The sequence below is a fragment of the Bradyrhizobium sp. IC3123 genome, assembly GCF_020193625.1.
GTDB classification, from domain to species: domain Bacteria; phylum Pseudomonadota; class Alphaproteobacteria; order Rhizobiales; family Xanthobacteraceae; genus Bradyrhizobium; species Bradyrhizobium yuanmingense.
The window spans coordinates 286,519-305,008 of the sequence record NZ_JADYVF010000005.1; the positions used below are offsets into that span (position 1 = coordinate 286,519).

The following is an 18,490-nucleotide window of genomic DNA, read 5'->3' on the forward strand; positions in this document are numbered from 1 at the left end:
TCCGCGCGTCCAACTCTCACCTTTTTGTGCCGAGAGAGCCCCTCACCCCCGACCCTCTCCCCTTAAGAACGGGGAGAGGGAGAAGAAGCATCGAGCCCCCCATGCGCATCGCCCTTATCCACGCCCTCAAGCATTCCATCGCCCCGATCGAGGCAGCGTTTGCGCAGGCGTGGCCCGAGGCGCGGCTGATGAACCTGCTTGACGACAGTCTCTCGGCGGATCTCGCCCGCGACGGGCAACTCAACGATGCCATGACGGAACGGTTCCTCGCGCTCGGCGACTATGCAGCGGCGACGGGAGCGGATGGAATCCTGTTCACCTGCTCCGCCTTCGGCCCGTGCATCGAGGCCGTCGCGCGCGCGCATGCGCCGATGCCGGTGCTGAAGCCGAACGAGGCCATGATCGACAGGGCGGTGACCATCGGCCGGCGCATCGGCCTGCTCTCGACCTTTCCGCCGACGCTGGCGTCGATGCCGCCCGAGTTTCCCGCCTCCGTCGAGGTGGTGCCGAAGCTCGCCGACGGCGCGCTGGCCGCGCTCGACCGCGGCGACCGCGCCACGCATGACCGGCTGATCGCGGAGGCCTCACGGAGCTTGCGCGATTGCGACGTCATCGCGCTGGCGCAATTCAGCATCGCCGCGACGGCGCCGCTGGTCGCGGAGGCCGCCGGCCGCCCCGTCGTGACCACGCCGGACAGCGCGGTCGAAAAGCTGATGAAGCTGCTGAAGGCGAAGGGTTAAGCGCCGGCCTTGGTCCGACGTCGCGCATCCTTGATCGCGACCGCAAGCGCAGCCTTCGTCTCGTTGACGAAATCCTCGACCAGCTCCTCGCGCGTGGCATGCGCCGCCTCGCCCGTGAACAGGCCCTGCTCGGCCAGCATCACCACGCCGTGCAGCGCCGCCCAGATCTTGAGCGCCTGCCGTTCGCGCAAATAGCCCACGGCGGGCGCTTCCAGAGCTTCGATGACGAGCGCAAAGGTCTCCCGCGTCGCCTCGTGCAGCTCGCTGCCCTTGGCCGCGCAGGACACCGTGCGCGAGGCGAACATCAGGCGGTAGATGCCATTCCGGCGCAAGCCGAAATCGAGCGTCGCCTGTGCGAGCCGCGAGAGCTTCGATTGCTGCGACGGCTTTGCCATCGCATCACGCAAGAGCGCCGAGAGCTGCCGGAATGCTTGCGCGGTAACGGCGGCGAGCAGCGCCTCGCGGTCGGCAAAATGCCGGTATGGCGCCGGCTGCGAGACCCCGAGCTTCTTGGCAAGCGCCTTGATGCTGATCGCCTCCGCGCCGCCCCGCTCTGCCTCTTGCAGTGCGGCCTCGATCAACGCATCGCGGAGATCGCCATGGTGGTAGGTCTTCGCGGGCTTGCGGGCTGGTCGTGAACGCATGTCGGGGCGAAGCCTACAAGTTCCCGCTTGACAAGGGAAGCCCGCCGCGAATGTAATAGTATATAACTTAAATAGAACCGAGATGAGGAAACGCGCCGCCTTCGGGCCCTCGCGCGCACACGACCAAGGAAGCCGAGAATGGCAGAGCGACTGAAGGTTCACGTCGATCCCGACAAATGCCAGGGCCATGCCCGCTGCAAGGCGCTCGCGCCGGAGCTTTTCGAGCTCGACGAATACGGCAACGCGCACGAAGCTGGTGACGGCACCGTCCCTCCGGGACTCGAGGACAAGGCCTGGCTTGCGAAATCCAACTGCCCGGAAATCGCAATCGATGTGATCGAGGAATAGTGCGGCCGTTGCCGCCCCGCTGCGTTCAGCGAACACGAGCCAAGGGATTCCCTGCCATGTCCGACGTCGACCAGCCTGTCGCCCATCCGCCCGTCACCGACTGGGTTCATGATTTCGACCACACCGATCCGCAATGGACCGAGGACCCGTTCCCGATCTGGGACGAGCTGCGAGCCGTAAGCCCCGTGGTGCACACGAAACGCTTCCTCGGCTGCTATTTGCCGACGACCTATGAGGCCGTGCGCGAGATCGCCAACGACACCGAGCACTTCTCCTCCCGCCGCATCATCGTCCGCGACGTACGGCCGGAAATCACCAGCAGGAACGCAGCCCCGCCGATCACCTCCGATCCGCCCGAGCACAAGCCGGCCAAGCAATTGCTGCTGCCGCCGTTCACCCCGGACGCGATGAAGAAGCTCGAGCCGCGCGTCCGCGCCATCTGCAACGAGCTGATCGACGACTTCATCGCCGAGCAGAGGGTGGACGCTGCGGCGCGCTACACCAAGCACATCCCGGTTCGGGCGATCGCGCACATGCTCGGTATTCCCGAGAGCGACAGCGACCTTTTCATCAATTGGATCCACATGATCCTTGAGCTCGGCATCAAGGACGAGAGCAAGCTGCTCCAGGCCGTGCAGGAGATGACGGCCTATTTCGGCGGCCACATCGAAGCGCGCAAGAGCAAGCCCACCGACGACCTGATCTCCTACCTGATGAACGCCAGGGACAAGAACGGCAATCCGCTCGAGGACACCCATGTGATGGGCTCGCTGCGCCTGCTGCTGATCGCCGGCATCGACACCACCTGGAGCGCGATCGGCTCCTCGCTCTGGCATCTTGCGAAGACGCCGGCCGACCGCGAGCGGCTAATCGCCGAGCCCGGACTGATTCCAACCGCCGTGGAGGAGCTGCTGCGCGCCTATTCGCCGGTGACGATGGCGCGCGAGGTGGTCAAGGAGACCACGGTGTCCGGCTGTCCGGTCAAGCCGGGCAACATGGTGCTGCTGTCGTTCCCGGCAGCCAACCGCGACCCCACGATGTTTCCGGACGCTGACAAAGTCGTGATCGACCGGCGCGAGAATCGTCACGCGGCCTTCGGCCTCGGCATCCACCGCTGCGTCGGTTCCAACCTCGCGCGCATGGAAATGCAGGTGGCGCTGGAGGAATGGCTGAAGCGGATTCCCGACTTCCGGCTCGATCCGGCAGGCACTGTGACTTGGTCGCAAGGAACGGTGCGCGGCCCCCGCCAGTTGCCATTTTTGCTCGGAAAGGCGATGTAAGGCCTTCCCAAAGGAAGCGGACAGGCCTTTCATGGCGGCGCGACACCAAGCACGCCTCCGCCATGCATCGCCACGAGCACAGGCCATGACCGACGAGACGCCATCCGACAGCAAGCTGACGCGCACCAAGGAGAAGTGGGCGCGCGAGGGCCGCTTTCTCACCGGCAAGATGACACGCCCGGAGGATCAAAGGCTTCCGCCCGGGCAGCACCTCACCAAGGACTGGCCGGTACTCGATCTCGGGGTCACGCCGCCGGTCTCGCGCGAGCGCTGGCGGCTCGACGTCTATGGCGCGGTCGAGACCCCCGCGTTCTGGACCTTTGCCGAATTCGCCGCGCAGAAGCAGTCCCGGTTCACCTCGGACATCCATTGCGTCACGACCTGGTCGCGCTATGACAACGAGTGGGAAGGGCTCGCCACGCGCGAGCTGCTGGTGGCCTGCCAGCCGCGCGAGGATGCCCGCTTCGTCGTGCTGCATTCCTATGACGGTTACACCACCAACCTCGCGCTGGAGGATTTTGCCGCCGAGGACGCGCTGCTCGCCCACAGCTGGTCCGGCCAGCCGCTGACGGAGGAGCATGGCGGCCCGGTGCGGCTGGTCGTGCCGCACCTCTATTTCTGGAAGAGCGCGAAATGGCTCCAGGCCATCGAATTCCTGACCGAGGACGCGCCGGGCTTCTGGGAAGTCCGCGGCTATCATAACCGCGGTGATCCCTGGGCCGAGCAGCGCTATTCGGGCGATTAGGTTCGAGCAAGACGGGGGGAAGCCCATGCCGACGGAACGCTTTCAATTCACCGGCGAAGGCGGCCATCAGCTCGCGGCCGCGCTGGAGCTGCCTGACGGCGAGCCCGCGGCTTTCGCGCTGTTGGCGCATTGCTTCACCTGCGGCAAGGACACGCTGGCGGCCAAGCGCATCTCGGTCGCGCTCGCCGCCAAGGGCATCGCGGTGCTGCGCTTCGACTTCACCGGGCTCGGCTCCAGCGGCGGTGATTTCGCCAACTCGACGTTCTCCTCCAACGTTGCCGATCTCGTGCGCGCGGCCGATCATCTGCGCGAGACCCGCAAGGCGCCCTCGATCCTGATCGGCCATAGCCTGGGTGGCGCCGCGATCCTCGCCGCTGCCGGACGGATTCCCGAGGCGAGAGCGGTGGCCACCATCGCGGCGCCCTCGGATCCCGCCCACGTCACCGGCCTGTTCAGGGAGCATCTCGACAACATCCGCGCGCAAGGCGAGGTCGAAGTCTCGCTCGCGGGACGCCCGTTCCGGATCAAGCGCGAATTCCTCGACGACATCGCCGAGCACGAGCTGATGAAGGACGTCACCGGCCTGCACAAGGCGCTGCTGGTGATGCATTCGCCCCTCGACGATACCGTCGGCATCGACAACGCAACGAAGCTCTTCGTTGCAGCAAGACACCCCAAGAGCTTCGTCTCGCTCGACCATGCCGATCATCTTCTGACCAAGCCTGCCGACGCGCTCTACGCCGCCGACGTGATCGTGGCCTGGGCCAGCCGTTACGTCGATGCAGCGACGCCCGCGAAGGCGATGGATCTGCTGGAGGAGCCGCGCAAGGTCGTGGTGCAGGAGACCCGCAAGAGCAAGTTCAACCAGACCATCACCGTCGGCCCGCATCATCTGGTGGCGGACGAGCCGCTCGCGGCTGGCGGCGCGGATGCCGGACCCGGCCCGTACGATTTCCTGCTCGCCGGCTTAGGTGCCTGCACCTCAATGACCATGCGTCTCTATGCCGACCGCAAGTCGCTGCCGCTCGACCGCGTCACGGTGACGCTGAAGCATTCCAAGATCTACGCTAAGGATTGTGCGGAGTGCGAGACCCGCGAGGGCATGCTCGACCAGATCGAGCGCGACATCGCGATCGACGGCGCGCTCGATGCCGAGCAGCGCAAGAAGCTGATGGAGATCGCCGACAAGTGCCCGGTGCACCGGACGCTGACGTCGGAGATCCGGATCGTGACGAAAGCGGTGGAGTAGCGATGCCCCACTAGAAGCACGACGCCATCGTGCGCACGGCCGCGCTGATCTCGTTTTCGCGCCACGCCGCAAAGCCGAGCAGCAGGCCGTGATCGCGCGGCTTGCCGAGCGCCAGGCTGGACAAGGCGCGCGTTTCGACGCCCGCCTCGACCAGCCGCTTCACCGCCGCCCGATCAGTGCGGCCGCGCTCGAGACGGGCGACGAGCTGGATACCGCCGGGGGGCACCTCGACCAAGAGCATGCCACCGAGATGCCGCTGCAGCTCCTCGACAAGATGATCGCGGCGCGCGTGATAGAGCCGGCGCATGCGGCGCAGATGCGCGAGGAAGTGCCCATCGGCGATGAATTCGGCCAGCGCCTCCTGAATGTGGCTGGCGGCGATCAGTCCCATGTGCTGCTGCGCGATCTCCAAGGTACTGACCAGCGCCGCCGGCGCTACCAGATAGCCGAGCCGGATGTCCGACCTCATCGCCTTCGAGAATGTGCCGACATAGAACACACGGCCATGGGCATCTAACCCCTGCAAGGCCGGCACCGGCCGGCTGTCGTAGTGGAATTCGCCGTCGTAATCGTCCTCGACGATCCAGGTCCTGCCGGGCCGGCTTGCCGCGAGAAACTCGGTTCGACGGGCCAGCGACATCAACCGGCCGGTTGGGTGCTGATGCGACGGCGTCATGAAGATCAGCCTGGGAGCTCCAAGGCCTGGCATTCGCTGCATGCCCTGTTCATCCAGCCTGATGCCGGTCAGGCGCGCGCCGGATGCGTGAAAGGCAGCCGCCGCGCCGGGATAGCCGGGGTCTTCAACCCATACATGATCGCCCGGTGAAATGAGTGTGGCAGCAATCAAGGTCAGCGCGGCCTGCGCGCTCGGCAGGATCATGATCTGCTCCGCCGTGGCGCGGACGTCCCGGTTCGTCGCCAGATAATGCGTCAGCGCCTCCCGCAGGCGCAGCCGGTTGACCGGTCCCAGCTCGCGCCTGCCTGCATGCACGGCGCTGCGGCGCAGGCACCGTGCCCAGACCTCGTTCGGAAACTCCCTGAAATCGCCCAGCCCCGGGCGCAGCGGTTTGAGCTCCCCTCGATAAGACATCGGCCAGTCGGCCTGCTGGAGCTTCGTAGCCCAAGGCGAGAGCTGCAGTTTGCCGACGCATTCGCCCGCTGCGACGGCGCCCCGTTCGATGCGTTCGTGGCCGTCGATCATGACCACGGGACGGCGGCCATGAGACGCTGCGACATATCCCTCGGCCGCGAGCTGCTCGAACGCGTATGTGACGGTGTTGCGCGAGACGCCGAGATCGCTCGCAAGCCGTCGGCTCGACGGCAGAACGCGGCCTTTGCCGAGGCGGCCGGTCGCGATCAGGCCTCGCAGCTGGCTCGTCAGTTGCGCCACCAGCCCCTCGCCATCGGTCCGCTTCAGCTCGATCAACGCGGAGATCGTCGTGTCGGATACTGGCACTCTCTTCTTCTCCAATCTGGCACTTTTTCAAATGCCAGTCGGGATGCTATCCGGCGGCTCGGACTGCTTCAAGGACCTGCGACATGAACACCCTGTCACCCCGTGCGGCCATCGGCCTGTTCCTCATCGTGGTGCTGGCCTGGGGCGTGAACTGGTCGGTGACCAAGCAGCTCGTGCAGTTCGTCCCGCCGTTGTGGAGCGCGGCAATCCGGAGTTGGATCGCGCTGGTTGGATTGTTCGTGCTGCTCGGACTGAGCAACAATCTCGTGATCCCGGAGCGACGCGACTTTCCCGTGATCCTGAGCGTGGCGCTGCTGCATATGACGCTGTTCTCGATCCTGGTTGCCAGCGGCCTTCGCTTCCTGCCCGCAAGCAAGGGCATCGTGCTCGGCTACACCACGCCGCTCTGGGTCGCACTCGCCGCGCCCCTTTTCGGCAAGGACACGCTGACGGCGCCGAAGCTCGCCGGCGCTCTGCTCGGGCTGATCGGCCTTGCCGTCATCCTGAATCCATCCTCGATCGACTGGACCAACCCAAACGTGCTGCTCGGCGCCGGCATGGTCATCCTGGCCGCGATCTCTTGGGCTGCGAACATCATCTATATCCGCGCGCATCGCTGGATCGGATCTCCGCTTCAGCTTTTGCTTTGGCAGGTGCTCGTGGCAACGATCGTGCTGTCGGTCGGCGCGACAGCTGTGGATGGCCTCCCGCATGTGGAGTGGTCGTGGAGGCTCGTATTGTTGTTTCTCTATTCGGGCCTGGTCGGAACGGTCCTGGCTTATTGGGCGATGTCGATGGTCAACAAGAGCATCTCAGCCCTGACGACGTCGCTCGGCACCACCGGGACACCGCTGGTCGGCATCGCCAGCGCTGCGATCCTTCTGGGTGAACCCATCGACGCGAGCCTTGCCGTCGCGGCCGCGCTGATCGTCTCCGGCATCGGCCTTGCGACGCTGGGCGATCGGTTGTTGCGCAGTCAGGCCACCGCGAGAGGCTGAACCCGCAGAACCCCGCGCAGGCCCGCCGCGGTGCCGAGCAGGATGCCGGCAGCCGCGACGAACGATCCCAGCGCGAGCGTAGACACGCCGGTGAGCCCCTGCCCGATCGAGCAGCCGAACGCCATCACGCCGCCGATCCCCATCAGCGCGGCACCGGTCCCTGAGCGGAGCATGTGGCGCGGCGAGGAATAGCCTTCGAGCTTGAAGCGGCCAGTTGCGAGTGCCGTCACCAGACTGCCGGCGAAGACGCCGGCCACCGTCGCGATGCCGAAGTTGAGCGTCAGTCCAGTCGAGAGCATGGCATATTGCAGGCTATCGGCGATCGGCGCGACGAACGTAAGGGAGGTCACGGGGACCGGATTGAAGTCGTCGGCACCGAGATAGCCGGTGGCCAGCCAGCCGCCGACGACGAGCAGGCCCACGATGATGCCCGCTACGATCTGGCCGGGTGAGCGGCGGAACGCTGGATGCGCGAAAGCGAACAGGCTCAGCGCCACGGTTGTCGCGGCCGCGGCGAGCGCGCGTGAAAGCGATTCCGTGAAGCCGAGCGTCGCCAGCAACGACGGCAGCGAATTGGCAGGAGCCGTGGCTTGCGTTGCCTGGACCAGCGCAATGCGCGCCGGTGCGATGAGGCCCTTCAGCGTCATCTGCGCGGCAATCGCGAGCACGATCACGACCACGAAGGAGCGGAGATTGCCGCGGCCGAGCAGCACCAGCGCCCGCGAGCCGCAGCCGTTCGAAAGCACCATGCCGTAGCCGAACAGCAGGCCGCCGAGGAACAGCACCGCCGGCGAAAACGATTGCTGCAGATAGATCGACTTGCCGAGATCGACCGTGCCGCTGCCGGCGAGGAACTGGCTCGCGGCGATCGCAACAGCGATTGCGAGCGCGTAGGTCCGCACCAGCCGCCCGTCGCCCTCAGCCAGTAACCCGCGCATGCTGCTCATCAGGCAGAAACCGCTGAGCAGGCCAACGGCACCGTAGACGAGACCGATGGCCAGGCCGGCGAGGATAACGAGTTGCGTGGATTCCATGGTTACGGCTTCAGGATCACCCGGTCACGCGAGGAGCCGGCGACCGCAACATACGCTTCCTTCGCGCGCTCCAGCGGATAGATCGCATTCGCCCTGATCGGAAACGGTTTCAGATGGCCGCTGGCAAAACCCGGCCCGATGTCGCGCAGCACCGCACCCGTCGCGGCCGAGGATAGACCCAGCGTGTCGATGCCGACATAAGTGTGCTGGCCCCGATAGAATTCGAGGATGTTGAACTGCACGATGCGGTCGATCGCGGCGATCAGGATTTGGCGGCCGCGAAGCGCGAGCGATTTGTGCGCGGCCTGGAAATAGGGATCGCCGACCGTGTTGAAGACGACGTCGGCGCCCTTGCCGCCGGTCAATTCGCGCACGCGCGCGGCGGTTTCGGTGGCGGAGGCGTCGATCACCTCGATGGGCGCGTTGGTGTGGCCTTCATAGGCTTCCGCCCTGCGCACCACACCGATCACGCGCGCGCCCAGCCAGGTCGCGATCTGCACCGCGGCCTGACCGACCTTGCCATTCACCCCGAAAACCAGAACGGTCTCGCCGCGCTTCGGCACGCCCGCCCTGCGAAAGCCTTCCATCGCGGTCACGAAGGGCACGCCGATGCCGGCGGCCTCCTCCCAGGACACAGTCTTCGGCTTCTCCACGACCGCATCGGCTTCGACCACGAGATGGCTCGCATGAGTGCCGTCACGACGAATGCCGAGGTCCCCGGACGAGCCGAACACTTCGTTCCCAATGGTGGCGGCGGGCCCGTCAATCACCACGCCGGCATAGTCGCGGCCGGGGGTCCGGGGGAACACGGCATAGGGCATCAGCCCGGTGGCAGCCTTGACGTCGGAGGGATTGAGCGCGGCAGCCTTCACCTCGATCAGAAGATCGTTCGGCCCGCGCGCAAGCATCTGCCGCTCAATTGTCGGCGCAAGCGCAGCGGCATTTTCAGCTTTGGCGCTGAGGCGCACACAGCGCGCTTCGACGGTTTTGGCATCGGCTGACATGAAAAGACCCGCGATTTCTCGCGGGCCTTGTCGCCTCTGGCGCCGGTCGAGTCAATCCGTCCGGTCAGTCCTTTGGCCGCTTGTCGAAGAGCCGCTTGGCCTTGCCGAGCGAGCGCTCCAGCGTGGCCGGCGCAACTACCTGCACCCTGGAGCTGACGCCGATCGTATTCTTGATGTGGGTCGAAATTCGATCCGCATGGTCGACGAGGCCGCGGCCGTCCCAGCTCTCGGGCCGCGCCTCGGCGATGATGGTGAGCTCGTCCATGCGGCCTTCCCGGGTGAGCTCGAGGATGAAATGGCCGCCGCACCAGTCGGTCGCGAGCAGCACCTCCTCGATCTGGGTCGGGAACAGATTGACGCCGCGCAGGATGATCATGTCGTCCGAGCGCCCGGTCACCTTCTCCATCCGCCGCATGCCCGGCCGTGCCGTTCCCGGCAGCAGCCGCGTCAGGTCGCGGGTTCGATAGCGGATCACCGGAAAGGCTTCCTTGGTGAGCGAGGTGAAGACCAGCTCGCCCTTCTCGCCGTCGGGCAGCACCGCGCCGGTCTCGGCGTCGATCACTTCCGGGTAGAAATGATCCTCCCAGATGTGCAGGCCGTCCTTGGTCTCGATGCATTCCTGAGCGACGCCCGGGCCGATCACCTCGGACAGGCCATAGATGTCGGTCGCGTCCATGTCGAAGGCGTCCTCGATCTCGGCGCGCATCGCGTTGGTCCAGGGTTCCGCGCCGAAGATGCCGATCTTGAGCGAACACTGGCGCGGATCAAGCTTCTGGCGCTTGAACTCGTCGAGGATCGCCAGCATGTAGCTCGGCGTCACCGTGATGATGTCGGGCCGGAAATCATTGATGAGCTGCACCTGCCGCTCGGTCATGCCCCCGGAAATGGGGACAACCGTGCAGCCAAGCTTCTCGGCGCCGTAGTGCACGCCGAGACCGCCGGTGAAGAGTCCATAGCCATACGCATTGTGGATGATCATGCCGGTGCGGCCGCCGGCGGCGCGGATCGAGCGCGCCATCACCTCGGACCAGGTGTCGATGTCGCGCTGCGTATAGCCGACCACGATCGGCTTTCCGGTCGTTCCGGATGAAGCATGCACCCGCACGAGCTTTTCGCGCGGCACGGCGAACATGTCGAAGGGATAATTGTCGCGCAGGTCCGTCTTCACCGTGAACGGAAATTTGGCAAGATCAGAGAGATCGCGAAAGTCGGACGGATGCACGCCCGCTTTGTCGAAAGCCTTGCGGTAATGCGCGACATTGTCGTAGGCGTGCTTCAGCGACCAGGCTAGCCGCTGCCTCTGCAGCGCCATGATCTCGTCGCGCGAGGCGCGCTCATGCGCGTCCATCTCCGCGCTATAGGCGTTGCCACCTTCCTTGAGCCTCGTCAGAGCCATCCTCGTTTCCCCACATTGCCTGTTCTTTTTTGTTTGGTTTTATTGATCTTGCGCCGGCAGCCATTTGCCGGGAATGACGCGGGAATGTCCGCGGAATTCCGCGATGACGACCTCGCCCGCCGTGACACGCACGTCGTAGATGCCGGAGCGGCCGCCGCGGGTGATCTCCCGCGCTCTTGCGATGAGACGATCGCCAAGCTTGCCCGGCTTGATGAAGGTGATCTGGCCCTGTGCCGCCACGACGCGCTCATTGTGCGAGTTGCAGGCGAACGCGAAGGCGGAATCGGCGAGCGTGAAGATGAAGCCGCCATGGGCGATGCGCTGGCCGTTGACCATATCAGGCCGCACCGTCATGGCGAGCGTCGCAAAGCCCGGGCCGATCTCGACGATCTCCATGCCGAGACCTTTGGAGGCATCGTCCTCGGCCCACATCGCATCGGCGCAGGCACGGGCGATATCCTCAGACGACAGGGCGGCTTTCACGTTCACGCGCTTCTCCCGGCCAGACGTTTGCTCATGATGTTGTTCTGGTTGGCTCACACTGTCAAATATTGCGACGCATTTGCATTGCGGAGCCGCAGAACGCCTGATCAGACATGATCATAATCGACCACGACGCGCTCGGTGGACGGCTTGGCCTGGCAGGTGAGAACAAAACCGGCCTCGAGCTCCCACGGTTCCAGCGAATAGTTGATGTCCATCGGCGCCTCGCCTTCGACCAGCTTGGCGCGGCAGGTCGAGCACATGCCGCCCTTGCAAGCGAAGGGCAGATCGACGCCGGCGCGCAGCGCGGCATCGAGGATGGCCTCGTCCTCGGCGACGGGCACGTCGCGGCGCTTGCCGTCGATGATCAGCGAGGCGATCGCCTTCGGCGGCGCGTCGGGCGCAACCGCCTTTTTCGGCCGCGGCTTGCCGCCGAACTCGGAGACGAAGCGCTCGACATGGATGCGCTCGTCCGCGATGCCGAGATCGCGGCAGGTCGCCTCGATGTCCTCACTCATGCCAAGAGGACCGCAGATGAAGACGTGATCGACGCTGGCCGCCGGCACCAGCGCGCGGAGCAGCACCCTCACCTTGTCGCCGTCGAGCCGGCCATGCAGGATCGGAATGTCCTGCTCCTCGCCGGAGAGCACGTAAAAGATCGAGAGACGATCGATGAAGCGATCCTTCAGCTCCTCGAGCGTCTCGAGAAACATGACGTTGTCGGTGGTGCGGTTGCCGTAGAACAGGAAGAAGCGGCTGTCCGGCTCGCGCGCGAGCACGCCCTTCACGATCGACAGGATCGGCGTGATGCCGGAGCCGGCGGCGAAGCCGACATGAACGCGCGCACGATCTGTCGGCGGGACCAGACCGAAGCGGCCGGTCGGCGTCATCACGTCGAGCTCGTCGCCGCATTTGAGATCTTCGGCGGCCCAGCTCGAAAATGCGCCGCCATCGACCTTCTTGACGGCGATACGGATCTCGCCGTCGTCAGGGCCGGAACAGATCGAATAGGAGCGGCGCACCTCTTCGCCGTCGAGCGTGGCGCGCAGCGTCAGATACTGGCCGGGCGTGAAGGCGTAATCGCCGGCGAGTTCGTTGGGGATGGCAAAGGTCATCGAGACGGCGTCCGTAGCCTCGCGACGGAGGTCCCTGACGGCGAGGCGATGGAAGCGCGGTGCGGCTGCGGACATGGTCAATGGCACTTGAAATAGTCGAAGGGTTCGCGGCAGGCCTTGCAGCGCCAGAGCGCCTTGCAGGAGGTCGAGCCGAATTCGGACAGCAGCTCTGTCTTGTCCGAGCCGCATTGCGGGCACGCCACCGTCTGATCGCCGAACAGCGCGCGGCGCGAGTTTGAAGCTTGCGGCGGCGCGATGCCGTAGGCGCGCAGCTTCTTGCGTCCGTCCTCGGTCAACCAGTCCGTGGTCCAGGCCGGCGACAGCACGGTCCGTACCTTTGCATGTTGAAAACCGGCGCGCTCCAGCGCAACCTCGATTTCGAGCGCGATCATGTTCATGGCCGGGCAACCCGAATAGGTCGGTGTGATCGCGACCTCGACATGATCGCCGTCGAGAACGACGTCGCGGAGCACGCCGAGATCGCCGATGGTCAGCACCGGGATTTCCGGATCGACCACGCTGGCGGCGGCGTCCCAGGCGCGCTGGCGCAGCGCGGCGTCATCGGTCACCATCACCATGTCAGCCCCGGAAAAGTCCGCTGCATCGATTGCAGCTCCGACAGGAGGTGGCCGAGATGCTCGCTGTGACGACCGGAGCGGCCGCCCTGCTGCATCCACTCGTTCTGCGGCAGCGCGAGCGTTGCTTCACGCGTGACGTCCGAGAGCGTCGCCAGCCAGCGCCCGCGCAAGCTTGCGGGATCGACGGCAATGCCGGCATGGATCAGCGCGCGTTCGCCGTCGTCGACGGCAAACATCTCGCCGGTAAAGGCCCAGAGATGATCGATCGCTCCTTGCGTGCGCGCGTGGCTCTCCTCAGTGCCGTCGCCGAGCCGGATAATCCATTCCGAGGCATGGCGCAGATGGTAGGCGCTCTCCTTCTCCGATTTCGCAGCAATCGCCGCCAGCGTCGCACCGCGCGAATTCATCATCGCGCGCCAGTAGAGATCGGCGAAGGCGGAATAGAAGAATTGCCGCACCAGGGTCTGGGCAAAATCGCCGTTGGGTTGCTCGACTAGGAGAAGATTGCGGTACTGCCGCACGTCGCGCAAGTAAGCGAGCTTGTCCTCGTCGTTGTCCCTGCCTTCGACCTTGGCGGCAAAGGTGTAGAGCTCCCGCGCCTGGCCGATCAGGTCGAGCGCGATGTTGGAGAGTGCCATGTCCTCTTCCAGCATCGGCGCATGCCCGCACCATTCCGACAGCCTGTGACCAAGAATCAGCGCATCGTCGGCGCGGCGCAATGCGTAAAGCACCAGCGGCGTTTCGGAGACCTGGATGTTGGCGCAAGACATCACATCATCCCCATCACATGTGCCCCACTTCTTCCGGCACCTCGTAGAATGTCGGATGCCGGTAGATCTTGGATTCCGCCGGCTCGAACATCATGCCCTTCTCGGCGGGATCGCTCGCGGTGATCGCGCTGGAGGGCACGACCCAGATCGACAGGCCCTCGCCGCGCCGGGTGTAGATGTCGCGGGCGGCCTGCAGCGCCATGGTCGCATCGCTTGCATGCAGCGAACCGACATGCTTGTGCGCGAGCCCGTTGCGGCTGCGAATGAAGACTTCCCACAGCGGCGTGTTCGGCGTGGCCATATCGCTCTCCTATTCGGCAGCCTGGGCGGTCTGACGCTGGGCGCGCTTGGCGGCATAGCTAGCTGCCGCCTCGCGCACCCAGGCGCCCTCCTCGTGTGCCTTGCGGCGCGCGGCCATGCGGTCGCGATTGCACGGGCCGTTGCCGGCCAGCACCTGCTTGAATTCGGTCCAGTCGATCTCGCTGTAGCGCCAGTGGCCGTCAGCGTCCTGCGTCATGCCGGGATCGGGAATGGTGAGGCCGAGATATTGCGCCTGCGGCACGGTGGCATCGACGAACTTCTGGCGCAGCTCGTCATTGGAGAAGCGCTTGATCTTCCACTTCGTCGAGGTGTCGCTGTGCTGGCTCGTCGCGTCGGGCGGACCGAACATCATCAGCACCGGCCACCACCAGCGGTTCAGCGCGTCCTGCGCCATCGCCTTCTGCTCCTCCGAGCCGCGGCACAGCGTCACCATGATCTCGTAACCCTGGCGCTGGTGGAAGGACTCCTCCTTGCAGACGCGGATCATCGCGCGCGCATAAGGCCCGTAGGAGCAGCGGCACAGCGGGATCTGGTTCATGATCGCGGCGCCGTCGACCAGCCAGCCGATCGTGCCGATGTCCGCCCAGGTCAGCGTCGGATAGTTGAAGATCGATGAATATTTGGCCTTGCCGGCTAGCATGGCGTCGACCAGCTCCTCGCGCGAGGAGCCGAGCGTCTCGGCGGCGGCATAGAGATAGAGCCCGTGGCCGCATTCATCCTGCACCTTGGCGAGCAGCGCGGCCTTGCGGCGCAAGGTCGGCGCGCGCGTGATCCAGTTGCCTTCGGGCAGCATGCCGACGATTTCCGAATGGGCGTGCTGGGAGATCTGGCGGGTGAGCGTCTTGCGATAGGCCGCCGGCATCCAGTCGTTCGGCTCGATGCGCTCCTCGGCATCGACGCGGGCCTGGAATTGCGCAGCCTTGCCTGCGTCCTCGAGATCGCGATCAGCGGTCTCGGCCGTGTTCAGCGCCTGGGTGTACATGCGCATCCTCCCGTTTATTGGGAGAGAATATATAACAAGATTTACATCATGCAAGATATTTCTGTAACATAATGTCAGGCGCCGAACCTTCGTTCCAGCAGCTTTCGCGCGGCCGGCAACGGCCCTTTTTCATTGGTTCCATGGCTGTCGAGCCATTGTTCGGACGGAGCAAGCAGCGCGCGATAGATCTCGCCGCAGAGTTCGCGGGCCGCCCTGCCCGGCCAATCCGGCGGCAGCAGGCTCTCGGGCAGCAATGGATCGCGCAGCACGACGCGGCGGTAATGGTGGATCAAGAGGATCCGCGCGGTGAAGGCGTCGGCCTCGGACAGATCCGTGCCGCGCGCGATCGCGGCGCGCAGCGGCTCGAACGTCTTCATGAATTTCAGATAGGCATCGGCGGTCCGATCGAGCGGCCAGCTCGCGCTGAGCAGACGGCGGCCGCTGTCGTCTTCCGCCGAGACTTCGAGGCGGATCGCGCCCGCGGCCTCATCCGGCACCGGAACGCCCGATGGCGCGACCCATACGCCCGGCAGCGGGCTGCCGAAGCCGGCATTGCGCAGCGCTTCGCGCGATGCGTCGCGATCCTCGCCATTGCCGATCAGCAGCAGCTCGAAACGTCCGGTCCAGTCGGACGGCGGCGGATCGTAGATGTGGCGCGTCGCGGCCTCGAAGGTCTGGCGGCCCTTGTCGGCCAGGCGATAGAAACTGTTGCGACCGACCTTCTCGCGCGTCAGCCAGCCATCGGCGGCAAGCCGCGACATCGCGGTGCGCACCACGCCGCTGTCGATGTCGAGGCTTTCGAAGAATTCCAGAAGCGTGCCGAGCCACACCGAGCCACCACGCGGCACGATGGCATCACCAAACACTGTGATGACGATGGAGCCGGTGCGCGAGGGCTCGCGCTTGAGCTGGTCGATGATACGAGAGAGCGGATGCGCCATGCGGCAGCCTTAGCGCGTTTGGTGCAGGCGCGACAGTGGAGCGGGACGACGGCTCTTCTCCTTCTCCCCGCTATCGCATCTCCGATGCAATCCGACCTCGCCCAGCTTGCAGGGAGAGGTGAAGAGGAGCGCTACCGATGCGGATCGGGATACACCACGCTGCGCCAGCCGCTGCGATCGAACGGGCGCCACTGGCCTTCCTTCTGCGCGAGGCGATCGGCTACGGCATAGACGGCGGCCGGATGATGGCCCATGCCGCAATGGCTGCTCTCGACCTCGATGCTCTCGGTCTGTGCGCCCGTCTTCTCCATGCAGCCTTGCCAGGCGCAGACTCCGTCGGTACGGCTGAAGATGGCGGTGGTCGGCACCGGCGGCGGAGCGACAAGCTCGCCGCCGAAACGCGGATCAACCTCGTCGGCCTTGCGGCCGCTCGCCCATTCATAGACGCGCCAGGCGTTGGTCGAGCGTGGATCGCCGGCAAAGGGGCTACCAAGCGTGATCACTTGGCGCACGCTGTCCGGCACCATCTTGGCAAGCTGGCGCGCATAGATGCCACCGAGGCTCCAACCGACCAAGCTGATCTTGCGGCCGTGGGTGTCGTTGAGCTCTCGGATCTGACCGAGCATCGCATCCTGCACGCCGGGCCGCAGGCCGTAGTTGCGGCCTTGGCGCCAACCAGCCACTGCATAGCCCTTGCTGCTCAGAAACGTGCGCAGCGCGCCAGTGGAGGTGTCGGAGGCCACGAGGCCCGGCAGCACCAGCACCGGATGCCCATCGCCGCGCGGCGCAAGGCTCAGCAGCGGCAGCGCGCCGAGGAATGCGCCGAACTCGTGGATCGCGCGTCCTTCCAGAAACATCAAGGTACGGGACGGCGGACGCAGCGTTTGGGCAGTAGCGGTCATCAATGGTCCCCTAGGAAGAATCGCTGAAAAGGAGGCCGGCGAGGCCGGCAAATGCGTAGACAGATTCCAACTCGCCGGCTTCTGGATCGTTCCGCAGCGCAACATGAATCAGCTAGGCGGCCGGTTCCTGGTATTCAAGCGGGAGAGACGCGGGGCGACAATAGGTCCGCGCGTTAATGCTAACGGCCGTGACGCAAAAGTCACAACCATCGGAGCAGGAATTCTACGGTGTAGAGCGCGAGCCCGGCGAGCCCGCCAATCAACGAGCCGTTGAAGCGGATGTATTGCAGGTCGCGGCCGATGTTGATCTCGATCAGCGAAATCAGCTGGGTCATATTCCACGCTTTGACCTGATCGGAGATGAAGGTGGAGACGCCGCTCTTCTGGTCCGCGACGAAGCTGCGCAGCACGGTGACGAGGCCCTTGTTGATCTCGCCGCGCAACTCGGCATCGCTGGCGAGCGCCTCGCCGGCTGAGACGAACATCCCGGCGAGATGATGTTGCAGCACCTGCGTCTCGCCGCTCGCGCTGCGCTCGATGAAGGAGCGCGTGTTGGCCCAGACGGTGCGGGCGAGATCGGCGAGCTCCGGCCGCGCCAGGAGATCGCGTTTCAGGCCGTCGATGCGGTCGATATAGGCCTGATCGGTGCCGAGCCTGTCGACGAAGTTCAGCACCATGCGGTCGAACTCGCCGCGGAACGGATGCTTGGGGTCGCTGCGCACTTCGTTGAAGAAGGCGGTGGCGGAGGCCACGATCTTGTTCACCAGAAACTTGTCGGCACGATAGAGCTTGAGCAGGGTCGGCAATTCCGCGCGCACCTTCTCGCGGATCATCGCCATCGTCTCCGTCTGGTTCAAGGTCTCGTGCATCACGCGCAGGAGATCGTCGAACAGGATCTGATGCCGTCCCTCCGCGACGAAGCCGCGCAGCGTGCCGGCCGCCAGCGGCGCGAGGTCGATCGCCTGGAGCTGCGAGGACATGCGGCGGATGATGAAGGTCATCAGGCCGGAGCTTTCGGTTGCGGATACGGCCTCCGGCAACAGCCGCAGCGCAAAGCGCGCAAGGTCGTCGCTGCGCTTGCGGTCGCGCAACCAGTCGGCGACGAAGGAGCCGAAGTCGATCTCCTTCAGCTTGGCTTCGACTGGACCCGCCTCGAGGAAATGCACCTGGATGAATTCGCCGAGCTTGTCGGCGATGCGGGCCTGGTTGCTCTGGATGATCGCGGTGTGCGGGATCGGCAGGCCGAGCGGCCGCTTGAACAGCGCCACCACGGCATACCAGTCGGCGAGCCCGCCGATGGTCGCGGCCTCGGCGAAGGCGGCAATGAAGCCGAACACGGGATGCACGGGCAGAAGCCATTTCGCGACGACGAACAGTGCCAGCGTCGCGGCCAGCACCAAAGTCGCCAGCGCCTTGACGCGGCGCAGCTCGGCCGCTCGTTCGGCATCGCCGGGGGCGTCGAAGGAAAAGGTGACAGATGAGTCCATGACTGCATCACAGTACT

The 18,490-nt window shown here is 65.3% G+C and carries 20 protein-coding genes; 6 read left to right on the forward strand and 14 right to left on the reverse strand.

What is annotated here, in order from left to right; translation table 11 throughout:
* Window positions 1-101 precede the first annotated feature (101 nt).
* Window positions 102-740, forward strand: a complete 639-nt coding sequence (locus tag I6F20_RS18880; RefSeq protein WP_225127353.1) for an aspartate/glutamate racemase family protein — start codon at window positions 102-104, stop codon at window positions 738-740.
* On the opposite strand, the gene I6F20_RS18885 is transcribed toward I6F20_RS18880, so the two are convergent.
* Complete coding sequence (locus I6F20_RS18885) at window positions 737-1,384, reverse strand: TetR/AcrR family transcriptional regulator (RefSeq protein ID WP_036025733.1); 648 nt, start codon at window positions 1,382-1,384, stop codon at window positions 737-739. The genes I6F20_RS18880 and I6F20_RS18885 overlap by 4 nt on opposite strands.
* 138 nt (window positions 1,385-1,522) lie before the next feature.
* Here I6F20_RS18885 and I6F20_RS18890 point away from each other — a divergent pair, with 138 nt between their 5' ends.
* The 4 genes from I6F20_RS18890 (at window position 1,523) to I6F20_RS18905 (ending at window position 5,006) form a co-directional block, all read left to right on the forward strand.
* On the forward strand, window positions 1,523-1,732 hold the full coding sequence (locus I6F20_RS18890; RefSeq protein ID WP_018648108.1) for a ferredoxin: 210 nt from the start codon (window positions 1,523-1,525) through the stop codon (window positions 1,730-1,732).
* Window positions 1,733-1,788: 56 nt separating this feature from the next.
* Complete coding sequence (locus tag I6F20_RS18895; RefSeq protein ID WP_036025735.1) at window positions 1,789-3,012, forward strand: cytochrome P450; 1,224 nt, start codon at window positions 1,789-1,791, stop codon at window positions 3,010-3,012.
* An 85-nt stretch (window positions 3,013-3,097) separates the two neighbouring features.
* The gene (locus I6F20_RS18900) at window positions 3,098-3,757 is read left to right on the forward strand and encodes a sulfite oxidase-like oxidoreductase (protein WP_036025737.1); all 660 of its coding nucleotides are present in this window, start codon (window positions 3,098-3,100) and stop codon (window positions 3,755-3,757) included.
* Between the two features lie 25 nt (window positions 3,758-3,782).
* A complete protein-coding gene (locus tag I6F20_RS18905) occupies window positions 3,783-5,006 on the forward strand; it encodes a bifunctional alpha/beta hydrolase/OsmC family protein (protein WP_225127354.1) in 1,224 nt (407 codons plus the stop codon).
* A 10-nt stretch (window positions 5,007-5,016) separates the two neighbouring features.
* Here the strand turns inward: I6F20_RS18905 and pdxR are convergent, their stop codons facing one another.
* The gene (pdxR, locus tag I6F20_RS18910) at window positions 5,017-6,462 is read right to left on the reverse strand and encodes a MocR-like pyridoxine biosynthesis transcription factor PdxR (protein ID WP_036004905.1); all 1,446 of its coding nucleotides are present in this window, start codon (window positions 6,460-6,462) and stop codon (window positions 5,017-5,019) included.
* A gap of 83 nt (window positions 6,463-6,545) precedes the next feature.
* Here pdxR and I6F20_RS18915 point away from each other — a divergent pair, with 83 nt between their 5' ends.
* A complete protein-coding gene (locus I6F20_RS18915) occupies window positions 6,546-7,460 on the forward strand; it encodes a DMT family transporter (RefSeq protein ID WP_225127355.1) in 915 nt (304 codons plus the stop codon).
* Here the strand turns inward: I6F20_RS18915 and I6F20_RS18920 are convergent.
* From I6F20_RS18920 to I6F20_RS18975, 12 genes are all read right to left on the reverse strand, one after another.
* Window positions 7,439-8,494 (reverse strand): YeeE/YedE family protein, encoded by a 1,056-nt coding sequence (locus I6F20_RS18920; RefSeq protein ID WP_225127356.1) that lies wholly within the window; start codon window positions 8,492-8,494, stop codon window positions 7,439-7,441. The genes I6F20_RS18915 and I6F20_RS18920 overlap by 22 nt on opposite strands.
* A 2-nt stretch (window positions 8,495-8,496) precedes the next feature.
* Window positions 8,497-9,498 (reverse strand): quinone oxidoreductase family protein, encoded by a 1,002-nt coding sequence (locus tag I6F20_RS18925; RefSeq protein WP_225127357.1) that lies wholly within the window; start codon window positions 9,496-9,498, stop codon window positions 8,497-8,499.
* 64 nt (window positions 9,499-9,562) lie between these two features.
* On the reverse strand, window positions 9,563-10,894 hold the full coding sequence (gene paaK, locus I6F20_RS18930) for a phenylacetate--CoA ligase PaaK (protein ID WP_225127358.1): 1,332 nt from the start codon (window positions 10,892-10,894) through the stop codon (window positions 9,563-9,565).
* Between the two features lie 39 nt (window positions 10,895-10,933).
* A complete protein-coding gene (gene paaI / locus I6F20_RS18935) occupies window positions 10,934-11,383 on the reverse strand; it encodes a hydroxyphenylacetyl-CoA thioesterase PaaI (protein ID WP_225127359.1) in 450 nt (149 codons plus the stop codon).
* 101 nt (window positions 11,384-11,484) lie between these two features.
* Window positions 11,485-12,567, reverse strand: a complete 1,083-nt coding sequence (paaE, locus tag I6F20_RS18940; protein ID WP_225127361.1) for a 1,2-phenylacetyl-CoA epoxidase subunit PaaE — start codon at window positions 12,565-12,567, stop codon at window positions 11,485-11,487.
* A 2-nt stretch (window positions 12,568-12,569) separates the two neighbouring features.
* Window positions 12,570-13,070, reverse strand: coding sequence for a 1,2-phenylacetyl-CoA epoxidase subunit PaaD (paaD, locus tag I6F20_RS18945; RefSeq protein ID WP_370143314.1), 501 nt, complete (start codon window positions 13,068-13,070; stop codon window positions 12,570-12,572).
* Window positions 13,064-13,840: a 1,2-phenylacetyl-CoA epoxidase subunit PaaC gene (gene paaC, locus I6F20_RS18950; protein ID WP_225127363.1), complete on the reverse strand. Its 777-nt coding sequence runs from the start codon at window positions 13,838-13,840 to the stop codon at window positions 13,064-13,066. The genes paaD and paaC overlap by 7 nt, the downstream gene beginning before the upstream one ends.
* Before the next feature lie 13 nt (window positions 13,841-13,853).
* Complete coding sequence (gene paaB, locus I6F20_RS18955; protein ID WP_015687593.1) at window positions 13,854-14,141, reverse strand: 1,2-phenylacetyl-CoA epoxidase subunit PaaB; 288 nt, start codon at window positions 14,139-14,141, stop codon at window positions 13,854-13,856.
* Between the two features lie 9 nt (window positions 14,142-14,150).
* Entirely contained in the window at window positions 14,151-15,143 is a 993-nt protein-coding gene (gene paaA / locus I6F20_RS18960) for a 1,2-phenylacetyl-CoA epoxidase subunit PaaA (RefSeq protein ID WP_193760390.1), read from the reverse strand.
* Window positions 15,144-15,217: 74 nt separating this feature from the next.
* Entirely contained in the window at window positions 15,218-16,084 is an 867-nt protein-coding gene (gene paaX / locus I6F20_RS18965) for a phenylacetic acid degradation operon negative regulatory protein PaaX (protein WP_036004811.1), read from the reverse strand.
* A 131-nt stretch (window positions 16,085-16,215) separates the two neighbouring features.
* The gene (locus I6F20_RS18970) at window positions 16,216-16,986 is read right to left on the reverse strand and encodes an esterase/lipase family protein (protein WP_225127364.1); all 771 of its coding nucleotides are present in this window, start codon (window positions 16,984-16,986) and stop codon (window positions 16,216-16,218) included.
* A 200-nt stretch (window positions 16,987-17,186) separates the two neighbouring features.
* Window positions 17,187-18,473: a DUF445 domain-containing protein gene (locus tag I6F20_RS18975; RefSeq protein WP_225127365.1), complete on the reverse strand. Its 1,287-nt coding sequence runs from the start codon at window positions 18,471-18,473 to the stop codon at window positions 17,187-17,189.
* Window positions 18,474-18,490: the final 17 nt, after the last annotated feature.

Coding starts and splice junctions, on each gene's coding strand:
- I6F20_RS18880 (WP_225127353.1), top strand. CDS start 102: ATGCGCATCGCCCTTATCCACGCCCTCAAGCATTCCATCGCCCCGATC.
- I6F20_RS18885 (WP_036025733.1), bottom strand. CDS start 1,384: ATGCGTTCACGACCAGCCCGCAAGCCCGCGAAGACCTACCACCATGGC.
- I6F20_RS18890 (WP_018648108.1), top strand. CDS start 1,523: ATGGCAGAGCGACTGAAGGTTCACGTCGATCCCGACAAATGCCAGGGC.
- I6F20_RS18895 (WP_036025735.1), top strand. CDS start 1,789: ATGTCCGACGTCGACCAGCCTGTCGCCCATCCGCCCGTCACCGACTGG.
- I6F20_RS18900 (WP_036025737.1), top strand. CDS start 3,098: ATGACCGACGAGACGCCATCCGACAGCAAGCTGACGCGCACCAAGGAG.
- I6F20_RS18905 (WP_225127354.1), top strand. CDS start 3,783: ATGCCGACGGAACGCTTTCAATTCACCGGCGAAGGCGGCCATCAGCTC.
- I6F20_RS18915 (WP_225127355.1), top strand. CDS start 6,546: ATGAACACCCTGTCACCCCGTGCGGCCATCGGCCTGTTCCTCATCGTG.
- I6F20_RS18920 (WP_225127356.1), bottom strand. CDS start 8,494: ATGGAATCCACGCAACTCGTTATCCTCGCCGGCCTGGCCATCGGTCTC.
- I6F20_RS18925 (WP_225127357.1), bottom strand. CDS start 9,498: ATGTCAGCCGATGCCAAAACCGTCGAAGCGCGCTGTGTGCGCCTCAGC.
- paaK (WP_225127358.1), bottom strand. CDS start 10,894: ATGGCTCTGACGAGGCTCAAGGAAGGTGGCAACGCCTATAGCGCGGAG.
- paaE (WP_225127361.1), bottom strand. CDS start 12,567: ATGTCCGCAGCCGCACCGCGCTTCCATCGCCTCGCCGTCAGGGACCTC.
- paaD (WP_370143314.1), bottom strand. CDS start 13,070: ATGGTGATGGTGACCGATGACGCCGCGCTGCGCCAGCGCGCCTGGGAC.
- paaC (WP_225127363.1), bottom strand. CDS start 13,840: ATGTCTTGCGCCAACATCCAGGTCTCCGAAACGCCGCTGGTGCTTTAC.
- paaB (WP_015687593.1), bottom strand. CDS start 14,141: ATGGCCACGCCGAACACGCCGCTGTGGGAAGTCTTCATTCGCAGCCGC.
- paaA (WP_193760390.1), bottom strand. CDS start 15,143: ATGTACACCCAGGCGCTGAACACGGCCGAGACCGCTGATCGCGATCTC.
- paaX (WP_036004811.1), bottom strand. CDS start 16,084: ATGGCGCATCCGCTCTCTCGTATCATCGACCAGCTCAAGCGCGAGCCC.
- I6F20_RS18970 (WP_225127364.1), bottom strand. CDS start 16,986: ATGACCGCTACTGCCCAAACGCTGCGTCCGCCGTCCCGTACCTTGATG.
- I6F20_RS18975 (WP_225127365.1), bottom strand. CDS start 18,473: ATGGACTCATCTGTCACCTTTTCCTTCGACGCCCCCGGCGATGCCGAA.